Annotated in this window: 8 protein-coding genes and 1 pseudogene; 5 read left to right on the top strand and 4 right to left on the bottom strand. The window is 30.8% G+C overall.

Annotated features, from left to right (window positions below):
- Positions 1-231 precede the first annotated feature (231 nt).
- A complete protein-coding gene (locus V6U76_RS02915) occupies positions 232-636 on the top strand; it encodes a hypothetical protein (protein ID WP_333023525.1) in 405 nt (134 codons plus the stop codon).
- A gap of 122 nt (positions 637-758) precedes the next feature.
- Here the strand turns inward: V6U76_RS02915 and V6U76_RS02910 are convergent, their stop codons facing one another.
- The 4 genes from V6U76_RS02910 to V6U76_RS02895 all read right to left on the bottom strand — a co-directional run bounded on the left by V6U76_RS02910 (position 759) and on the right by V6U76_RS02895 (position 7,451).
- Entirely contained in the window at positions 759-1,877 is a 1,119-nt protein-coding gene (locus tag V6U76_RS02910; protein ID WP_333023524.1) for a hypothetical protein, read from the bottom strand.
- Between the two features lie 140 nt (positions 1,878-2,017).
- On the bottom strand, positions 2,018-5,257 hold the full coding sequence (carB, locus tag V6U76_RS02905) for a carbamoyl-phosphate synthase large subunit (RefSeq protein WP_333023523.1): 3,240 nt from the start codon (positions 5,255-5,257) through the stop codon (positions 2,018-2,020).
- A gap of 22 nt (positions 5,258-5,279) precedes the next feature.
- Positions 5,280-5,774: a hypothetical protein gene (locus tag V6U76_RS02900; RefSeq protein WP_333023522.1), complete on the bottom strand. Its 495-nt coding sequence runs from the start codon at positions 5,772-5,774 to the stop codon at positions 5,280-5,282.
- A gap of 216 nt (positions 5,775-5,990) precedes the next feature.
- The gene (locus V6U76_RS02895) at positions 5,991-7,451 is read right to left on the bottom strand and encodes a replicative DNA helicase (RefSeq protein WP_333023521.1); all 1,461 of its coding nucleotides are present in this window, start codon (positions 7,449-7,451) and stop codon (positions 5,991-5,993) included.
- 166 nt (positions 7,452-7,617) lie between these two features.
- Between V6U76_RS02895 and V6U76_RS02890 the strand changes: the two genes are divergently transcribed.
- The 4 genes and pseudogenes from V6U76_RS02890 to V6U76_RS02875 all read left to right on the top strand — a co-directional run.
- On the top strand, positions 7,618-8,208 hold the full coding sequence (locus V6U76_RS02890) for a hypothetical protein (RefSeq protein WP_333023520.1): 591 nt from the start codon (positions 7,618-7,620) through the stop codon (positions 8,206-8,208).
- Between the two features lie 58 nt (positions 8,209-8,266).
- Positions 8,267-9,379 (top strand): tRNA 2-thiouridine(34) synthase MnmA, encoded by a 1,113-nt coding sequence (gene mnmA, locus V6U76_RS02885; RefSeq protein ID WP_333023519.1) that lies wholly within the window; start codon positions 8,267-8,269, stop codon positions 9,377-9,379.
- A 298-nt stretch (positions 9,380-9,677) separates the two neighbouring features.
- The gene (locus V6U76_RS02880; RefSeq protein ID WP_333023518.1) at positions 9,678-10,223 is read left to right on the top strand and encodes an RDD family protein; all 546 of its coding nucleotides are present in this window, start codon (positions 9,678-9,680) and stop codon (positions 10,221-10,223) included.
- Positions 10,224-10,421: 198 nt separating this feature from the next.
- Positions 10,422-10,835: pseudogene (locus V6U76_RS02875) on the top strand (heme lyase CcmF/NrfE family subunit); the annotation flags it as partial.

Raw genomic sequence — 10,835 nt, 5'->3', positions numbered from 1 at the left:
GAAATCCAAAAAGCCTTCCTTCTCTTTCTTCCTTTCTTAATCCAGAATTAGCGTTGCTAGCTCAGATATCGTTGATAATGAAGGATTTAAAATAAACAAGGAAATTATAATAAATAATGTAGAATTAAATGAGTATTATGAAAAATGCAAAACAGAGTATAAAAACTTAAGCTAGAAAATGTAAAGCTATATGAATTTTTTCAAGAGACAGAAATTAATAACTTAGAAAATTTGTGGTGTAAGCACAAGAGTATACAAGATCAAGCGCAGTGGAAAAATGAATATCCAGAATATTCCAGTCATTTCATTAAAAAGATTAATAAAGTAAAAAAGCATATCTTCATAACAAATAACAAGCCTCTTTTTGATTATTTATTTGATGGTAAGAATAAAGAATTACAAAGCATGCCGTACGATAAACTAGTTGAGTTTGTACGACAAAAGGAACATAACTGTTCATCTAAATTATCTAAAATTCATGAGAATAAACTGACACTTTCATACAATATAGTTGTTAATTGGGATGTTTCCTATGTGTCATTGCCAACACTGTTGCAAATGTCATTAATGATGATATTAAGAAAAAGAATCAAGATCAACTTGCAGCAGCTTGTATTAGACCTGATAATAAATTGAGAGATGCTAATATAGAGCAGCATATGGGGAGCAGGCAATCTCAACAACCATAGCACGGTCAACTTAATAGTACAGGATCGAATCTGTAAAGCTGTATTACATAACCATTATTATTACAAAAATTATGGAGAGCACTGTGTTGTTTTATTAGCAGAATGATTTTTAATCTTAACTTCTTCAATAGATGATGAATGTTCAGTAGATACATTACTTAACATGTCTCTTGGCTGAAATACCAATGGTTCTTCTTTTATTTCTCTCTCTATCTCTTTTAGTTCTTCTGTACTATATAAATCTCTCTTATACATGTTCCAACTTTTGTAACTTTGGACATAAATATTTCTTCCTTTATGCTGAAATCCAACTATTTCACGTATTCTATCTCTATCTGATTTCCCTAAGCTCCAAGCTTTACTAAGAGTGTTTAAAAGATCTTCTGCTGATCTAGGTTTAGTTTCTATGTCTATCATAATACCATATGTAGTTTCTAACATAGACTCGTATATTTTATGCGAACTTCTCTTCAGATCTGGATAAGAATATTGCCACTCATGTTTCATTCTCATGTAAAACTGATCAAGTTTTATCTTACCTGCATCACTCATAGCAATTACAGAATTTTCCATACCAGATGACATATCAAACAAAAATCCCTGTTCAGCTTTAACTTTATTAAGTCTTTCATTTTCCTTAGGAAAAATATCAAAATCAAAGTAGATTATAGGAAGTTCGACTGCTAGTAACATAAGTATGCGCATAGAATCTATTTCAATACCAAACTTTAATCTATCACATTCACTAAGAGAATATAAATTTTTAAAATAATCTAATACAGTATATTTAAGGCACTTAGACTTTTCATAATTTTTTGTAAGCTGTATATGAAAACTAAAATCGTACTCACTTAGGTCCAATTCATTGAAATCTATTAGATCTATATTTTGATTTGGGTTGAATGTTTTATCTAATAATTTATCCCTTAATTCCTTAAGCTGCTTAGGAGTGAAACCTGATCCGTTTATTACTAATTTTATTCGACGCTGAGGTTCTAATTTTGCCCAATTGCTCAACCTTTCTAAGTATTCTTCTAGAACTTTCCATCCATAATTTTTTGGAAGCCACTGAACCACTAAAGGTGTATCAGTTGTAAAAATATGTGGAAATCCTTTTTTTATTTCTTGACCATCGAACCAGATATCTGGTTCATTTAAATCTAGCTTACTTATATTGATATCAGTCATAACATATTAGCAAATATAATGTTTAATTATACAATAAATATATTAATATATCAACTATTTTTTGCAAACAACTCAAGTTATTGAACAGTTAATTATTTTAATAATAAATTATTCTTCAAACAAAACATCTACTATCGCTACTATAGAATAGCTGTGTTATTAAAATATTTTTGTAATGGAGTAACTTCTAACTCATTATTCTTGACATGCTGAATTGCGAGCACTAAAGCCTTGCTTCCAGCAGTAGTAGTGCTATAAGTTATATTGTTTAAAATTGCAACTCTTCTGATATCTTTACTGTCTGATACTGACTTTACTCCTTTAGAAGTATTAATGATGAGATCTATTTTCCCATCTTTTAGCATATCTAATATGTGAGGTCTTCCCTCTCTTACCTTATTTACTGATTTTGCAATAATACCATTATTGTTTAAATAAGAAGCCGTGCCTTTAGTTGCATAAATTTCACAGCCCAACTTATTTAATATCTGTGCAACTGGTAATACAGATTCCTTATCGTCATCTTTTACTGAAATAAATGCAGTTCCTTTTACCGGAAGTTTATATCCTGCAGCCATATGAGCTTTGGCAAGTGCATCCCTAAATGACAAGCCAATACCCATAACCTCACCTGTGGATTTCATTTCTGGGCCAAGTAAAATGTCTGTACCTGGAAACCGTGGAAAAGGAAAAACTGCAGCTTTAACAGTAAAGTAGTTTAATGGTTTGCTATCTTGAATCAATTTTTTACCTAGAATAACTTGGGTAGCAAGCTTTGCGATTGGAATATTAATTGTCTTAGAAACAAAAGGAATTGTACGGCTAGCTCTTAAATTAACTTCAAGTATGTATATATCATTCTCTTGCACAGCAAACTGAATGTTTATCAAACCAATAACTTTTAATGCAAGTGTTATCTTTTTAGTTTGTGTTTTAATTTCCTTTATTATTTCATCACTTAGCGTATTTGTTGGAATTGAGCAAGTTGAATCACCAGAATGCACTCCAGCCTCTTCAATATGCTCCATAACTGCTGCAATGAAAACATTGCTCCCATCACTCACGGCATCAACATCAACTTCAACTGTGTTAACTAGAAATTTATCAAGAAGAAGTGATCCATGTTTAAAAATTTTGTCCTGCCCTATAATATAATCTTTAAAGCTTTCAATATCATGCTTTATAGACATAGACTCACCACCTAAAACATAAGATGGTCTAACTAGCAAAGGAAATTCAACTTTTTCTGCATATTTCAAAGCTTCGTCAACTGAGTAACAGATAGAACTTTCAGGTTGTTTTAATCTCATTCTTGAAGCAAAATCTTTAAATCTCATACGATCTTCCGCAAGATCTATGGAATCGAATGAGGTGCCTAAAATTTTAAAACCCCTTTCGTTAAGTATTCTTGCGAGTTTTAAGGGTGTTTGCCCACCAATTTGCACTATTATCCCAATCAATTCACCATTTTCTTGTTCTTTTTCAAGTATCGCAAGAACATCTTCTATAACTAATGGTGCAAAATATAAACGATCAGCAATATCATAATCAGTTGAAACAGTCTCAGGATTACAATTAATCATTATAGTTTCTAGCCCTAATTCTTTTGCTGCAGAAACTGCATGCACGCAAGCATAATCAAATTCAATACCTTGCCCAATCCTATTTGGGCCACTACCTAAAATAGCTATTTTCCGTTTACTAGAAACTTCTGCTTCACATTCAGGATTATTTAAAACATCACCTTCATAACACCCATACATATATGCAGTATTAGATTCAAATTCAGCAGCACAAGTATCTACACGTTTATAGACTTGTCTTATATTAAATTTCTTTCTTATTGCTTCAATATGTTCTGTCTTTTTATTACTTAACTCTGCTAGCTTCATATCTGAGAAGCCCATTTTCTTCAATTCAAGTATCTCATACTTGGTATCAGGCAAACCACTTTCTTTAATTTTCTTTTCAGCTAAAACAATCTGCTTTATATTATGCAAAAACCAAAAGTTGTAGCCAGTAATAGCATTTATTTCCTCTATGCTAATTCCAAAACGTATAGCATCAGCAGCAATCAATACTCTATTTGGTGATAACTTAGCTAGTTGAGATTTTATGTAATCAAGATCTGTTTCTGCAGGAAATACTGCATCAAGACCAGTAAGACCAGTTTCTAAAGAACGAAGAGCTTTCTGTAGAGATTCATTAAAGGTACGCCCTATTGACATTACTTCCCCAACAGATTTCATAGAAGTTAAAAGTTCAGAATTTGCTCCTTTAAACTTTTCAAATTCAAAACGAGGAATTTTAGTAACAATATAATCAATTACTGGCTCAAATGCTGCAGGTATTGCTTTAGCACAATCATTACGTATTTCATCAAGTGAATAGCCAATAGCAAGTTTAGTTGCAACTTTTGCAATAGGATAGCCAGTTGCCTTTGAAGCAAGTGCAGAAGAACGAGAAACTCTCGGGTTCATTTCAATCACAACAAGGCTTTCATCTTCTTTAGGATTCACTGCAAACTGAACATTTGCTCCACCTGCATTAACACCAATTTCTCTCAGAACTGCTATAGATGCATTTCTCATTTGTTGATATTCCGCATCGCGCAGAGTTAAAGCAGGTGCAACTGTTATGCTATCACCTGTATGCACTCCCATAGGATCAACATTTTCTATGGAACATACTATTATACAATTATCTTTATAATCTCGAATCACTTCCATTTCATACTCTTTCCACCCAATAATTGACTCATCTATTTGTACTTCATTTATTGGTGAAATTTTTAATGCATTATCTGTAATATAAAAGAACTCTTCCTTGTTATATGCTATTCCACTCCCACTTCCTCCAAGAGTAAAAGATGAGCGTATAATCGCAGGTAATCCTATGTAATTAAGAGCTTCTTTTATCTGTTTTTTATTCTTAATTATGATGCTTTTCGGGTATTTTAATCCTATTTTATCCATAGACTGACGGAATAAGTTTCTATCTTCTGCCTTTCTTATAGCTTCTCTACTTACTCCTATTAACTCCACATTGTATTTATCCAGTACACCAATATCTGCAAGTTTTACTGCACAATTTAAAGCTGTTTGCCCACCCATTGTTGGTAGTATTGCATCTGGTTTTTCTTTTTCAATAACTTTTTCTATTATTTCAGGAAGTACAGGCTCAATATATGTTGCATCAGAAAATTCTGGATCAGTCATTATAGTTGCAGGGTTGGAATTGACTAGAATTACTCTATACCCTTCACTTTTTAATACTCTACAACTTTGGGTTCCAGAATAATCAAATTCACATGCTTGACCTATTACTATTGGCCCAGCACCTATCACTAATATAGATTCTATGTCTGTACGTCTTGGCATCTATAAAAAAAATACAATTTTTTTATTTTATATCATAGGATTTTATTGTAAAGATACTTAAAAATTTAATTATCAAAAAGTAGAACATCAAAATCAAAGTAGATTGTAGGAAATCCAAGTGCAAGTAGCATAAATATGCGCATAGAATCTCTATTTCAACACCAAAAGATAATCTCTTATCTTGCTGGATAGAATATAGATCTTTAAAGTATTTAGATACAGTGTATTCAGGACATTCAGACTGTTTAATCTTCCGTTCATGTTGTAAGTGAAAACTAAAATCATATTCCTTTAGATCTAAGTTATTAAAGTCTATGATGTCTATGTTTTGGTTTGGGTTGAATGTTTTATCTAATAACTTACCCTTTAATTCCTTAAGCTGCTTAGGAGTAAAGCCAGATCTATTTATTACTAATTTTATTTGGCGCTGAGGTTCTCTTTTTGCCCAAGTGTTTAACCTATCTAAGTATTTTTCTGGAATTGTCCACCCATATTCCTTTGGAAGCCACTGAAACACTAAAGGTGTATCAGTTGTAAAAACACGTAGGGATCCTTTTTTATTTTTTAATAGTTATAATAGTACAGTATATATATTAAATTGTCAATTTTAGAAACTATTTTAAAGCTTTTAAAATAAACTATACACATATGACAATATATGAAATATGCAGAAAATATTAAAAATTTTACTAAGTTATAAGTTTTCTTAGATTAAGTTCTGTTTGTACAAGTTTTATATATTATTATACCTCTCAGTATAATCCTTAAATGTTCCTCTATTAGAGTCAAAATACAATTTTATACTACCTATAGGTCCGTTTCTTTGCTTAGCAATCACAAGCTCTGCTATATTTCTTATCTTTTCCATTTTTTCTTGCCACTCCCTATGTTTAACGCTTCCTTCAATTGGTTGCTTTCTTAGTTCATAATATTCTTCTCTATATAGAAACATAACTATGTCTGCATCTTGTTCTATGCTTCCTGAATCACGTAGATCTGCGAGCTGAGGTTTCTTATCATCTCTTTGTTCAACAGAACGTGAAAGTTGTGATAAAGCAACTACTGGAATATTTAATTCTTTTGCAATCGCCTTAAGTCCTTGTGTAACCTCTGATATCTCTTGTACTCTATTTTCACTACTTCTTTTTGTTGTTCCTTTTATTAGCTGAAGATAATCAATAAAAACAACTCCTATGCCGTAAAGTTGATGCAGTAGGCGTATTCTTGTGCGGAGGGCAGTGATTGATAAAGCAGGAGTATCATCAATTATAAAAGGTAGCTCCGATAATTTAGTGCCAATTTCTATAAACGTATGTAATTCAAATTCACTAATTTTTCCTGTTAATGCTTTATAGTAGCCAACACCTGAATCTATAGTAATTAACCTTGCAGTTAGCTGCTCTGCTGACATTTCTAGTGAAAAAAATACCACATAATTCTGTTTATCTCTTTCATGTAAAACCTTGCAGACATTAAGTGCAATATTTAATGCTAATGCTGTTTTACCCATTGAAGGCCTTGCAGCTAAAATCAGTAGATCAGACTTTTGAAGCCCACCTAATAATTGGTTCAAATCATATAAACCAGTTGTAATTCCTAGTGCTTCCGGATTATTTTTAAGTAAGCTAACTTTATTAATTACGTCCTTTATAGAACCTGCAAGTTTAATATAATTTTTATCTCGTTGTTTATTTGTGACTAGATTAAACAATGTTGCCATCGCTTGTTCAATCTGAGCATCTGCAGGATTATCAATATCATAATTATAGCTGCCACTTATTATATTTTGCCCTAGCTGAATTAAACATCTTCTTATATAAGCATCCCGTATTATTCTTGTTAGGCTATAAATATCTAGAGCGATACTTGCTTTAGCTGCAAGTTTTGCCAAATATTCGGTTCCACCACAATCAATAAAAGCTGGATCGTGCTCAAAAAACATTTTTAAGCTTAGTTCGTTTGCAACTATGCCGTGCTTTTTTGTTTTGGATATCTGAGTGAAAATGTTTTGATGCAATGGATCATATAAGTATTCCGCTGTTATTACATCCTCCACAGCGTCACATATTCTGTTATCACGAATCATTGCGCCAATAAGCAGCTGCTCTGCTTCTAGATTATGAGGTAATTTGCATATTTCTTGTTCTATATTATCACTAGATTTTTTTTCTAGTAGGTCAATTAATTTATTCATGTAATACTTTTTGCATCTCAATTTATTATACATATATTACACCAAAAGCGATACAATTACTGTAATTCCTTTAACGATTTGCAGTCATGCTATACTAATTTAGTAATTGACGGATTAAAAAGTTAATGTTATAATAATAGTAAATATATTATTTAATAAGTTAATTATGAGTATAATTTTATTATGTGCAATTTCTATTGCAATACTACTTATAGCAATGCTTTTTGCTGTGCTATACTATAATGCTAATAAAAATAAACAACTATCTCAAATCATTCAAGATGCTACAAAAAATAATGATAACGTTTTGATTTTTGCTTCTGAAACAGATGGTAAAAGTATACCATCTCGTATAAGTGTTATAACCAATTTTGATAATTGTAACTTGCAATTATCAAGTTACATGGAATCAGGTAGACAAGAACAAATGCCTAAATCGTCTGTAAAACTTATTTTTACACAAAAGTGTAATAAAGAAATTATAGTGTATGACTCTCATGATATTATTATGCATGGTAAATTAGAAAGTTACTTTTCTTCTGAGGAGAATAAAAGAAATTATAAGTTAATTAAAGAACCTTTTATTGATGATTTAAACGGTAAAAAGGATAATGCTGGTTTTAAGATTATAGAGTGTAAGAATTTGAAAGAATTTATAGAAAAAGCTAATATTTTGACTAATAATACAAAGGGATGTATAACACTAGATGATCCTAGTGTAGTTGATGCAACAGAAAACAATGTACTAGAACATTAGGGGTACTTTCATTTTAAAGTAATTATTTTATAATAGTTTCTTTATAGAATAAGATAAAGTGCTAGAAAAATTTAGGATTGATCAACTTATTGCAGGTAAAGATCCAGCTAAAACTAAAGTTGTGGTAGCAATGTCTGGTGGTGTTGATAGTTCTGTTGCTGCAGTTTTGTTACATAAATTAGGATATCAAGTTATAGGTATTACTCTGCAGTTATATGAAGGTAATAGCAGTGCAAGAAAAGGTGCATGCTGTGCAGGGCAAGATATTTATGATGCTAAACGTGTTGCAGAAAGCACTGAATTTCCTCACTATGTTTTAAATTACGAATCAATATTTAAGAAAGAAGTAATAGAAGACTTTGCAAATACTTATATACGTGGGGAAACACCAATACCTTGTGTTAAGTGTAATCAAACAGTAAAATTCCGTGATTTATTAGATGCTGCAAAAAAGCTAGATGCAGATGCGCTAGTTACTGGACACTATGTGAGAAGAAAGGAAGAAAATGATCAAGTTAAATTATATTCCAGTCTAGATAAAAATAAAGATCAAAGTTATTTTTTATTTGCAACAACCACAGAGCAGTTAAAATTCTTACGTTTTCCTTTGGGCAATTTTGAAAAAAGCAGCGTGAGAGCATTAGCAGAATATTTTGGTCTTAGGATTTCTCAGAAGCCTGATAGCCAAGACATATGTTTTGTTTCAGATAATTATAAGAAAACTATAGCTAAGTTTACTCCGCATGCTACAAAAAAAGGAAGTATTATACATATAAATGGTAAAGTTCTTGGAGAACATAATGGTATTATAAATTTTACCGTGGGCCAAAGAAGAGGCCTTGGTGTATCTTATCATGAGCCTCTTTATGTTATAAAGATAAAAGCAACAACTAATGAGGTTATAGTAGGGCCAATGAATGCATTAGTACGGAAAAAATTATTTGTTAAAGATCTAAATTGGTTAGAACAATCTATTCCTGAAAAAGGTATTGAGGTCACTGTAAAGCTTAGATCTTCACATAGCGGTAGTCCTGCTACTATAACTTCCTTGGAAGAAAAAGATAAAGCTATGGTGATGTTAAAAGATGAGTATTTTGGTATAAGTCCAGGTCAAGCGTGTGTTGTATATCAAGGTGAACAAATGCTTGGGGGAGGCTGGATATTTCTCTAATTTTTTCTGATCTTGAAATTTGGATTAACTATGGCACATTCAATAAATTGTGTACTCATATTTTAGCTCAATTTTCTCTATTAATAATTTAAGATAGATGCTTTTAAAGGCAATAGTAGCTTTGAATAACCTTTAGTTTTAAACCTAAATCTGCATGAATAGTGACATACTTTCAATAATATGTTTTCTTTAATGTCAAAATTCATCTATTTATAAAACAGCATCAGTATTTTCCAATAATTTCATAATTGTTTAATTACTAATATGATATAATCAGATAACTATGTAAGGTTGAAAAATGGATACTAAATATGCAGGAATCACAAGGCGTGTTATAGCTGGTGTTATTGATGCTATTATTATAATCGTTCTGGCATTGCCAATTATGTTGTTTCAACTTGAAAGTAATAAATTAGAAGACTTATTAGCATCATTAGTAAATGAGGATATTCACGAAGATGAAATAGACAGAATAATTCATGATGCTTTTCTTGAACCTCGCGTGTTAACAAAAGTGTTAACAACAATTGTTGTTGAAACTATATTTCTTATAATTTTAGAGACATTTTTGATAACAAAATTTGGTGGTACCCCTGGTTATTTATTGCTTAGTATCCGTATAAAAGATGCAAATACATTCAAAAATGTAAGCATAATTCAAGCGGTAGTTAGGTGTGTTCTTATACATATCATTGGAACTATTATTTCCTTATTTCCTACCATCATAGAATTTACAACACTAATAATTTTGATTGTACTCGCAGTATTTGATAAACGAAAGCAATTTCTCCATGATAAAATCGCAAAAACAGTAGCAATAATGCATTTGCGAAGTAATTCATGACTTTACTATCCTAAATTGGATGGTAAAAATCTTCTTTATACTATCTATTTTGTAGCAATTATATACTAAAACTACACAACCATTCACCTATATGTAACGGTTGTTTAGTAAATACCCTCATATTTTTATCCAGAATTGTAGTCAGAAAAACTTCATTTGCTTATATAATCAAAAGTATACGTATTTTTATTTCATATGATTTCATACTTTGGTTATGGGTTATTACTAGTAGCTAGTATACTAATTTTAATAAATATATTTCTACCACTTCGCCTTTGTAGAATTGTTAGTTTAGGAATATTCTTTTGTATTTCATCATCTTTTATAATACTTGCTTATTGTCATGTTACTGATAATTTCTCAATTGAGAATGTATATTACAACTCACATACAACAAAGCCATTGATTTATAAAATATGTGGTGTTTGGGGTAATAAAGAAGGTTCTATGTTACTATGGGTTTTAGTTCTTACTTTTTATTTATTATTGATTAATATTTTTATTAAAGATAATAATATGTTTAAAAAGATATCCATAATTACTCAATCACTAATTTGCTTTTGCTTTTTGTTATTTGTTTTATTTGAGTCTAATCCATTTGCAAAAATGTTG

Origin of the sequence: Wolbachia endosymbiont of Pentidionis agamae, assembly GCF_036711655.1 — a bacterium.
GTDB lineage: Bacteria > Pseudomonadota > Alphaproteobacteria > Rickettsiales > Anaplasmataceae > JAZHPY01.
This window is presented reverse-complemented; position numbering and strand designations above follow the sequence as displayed.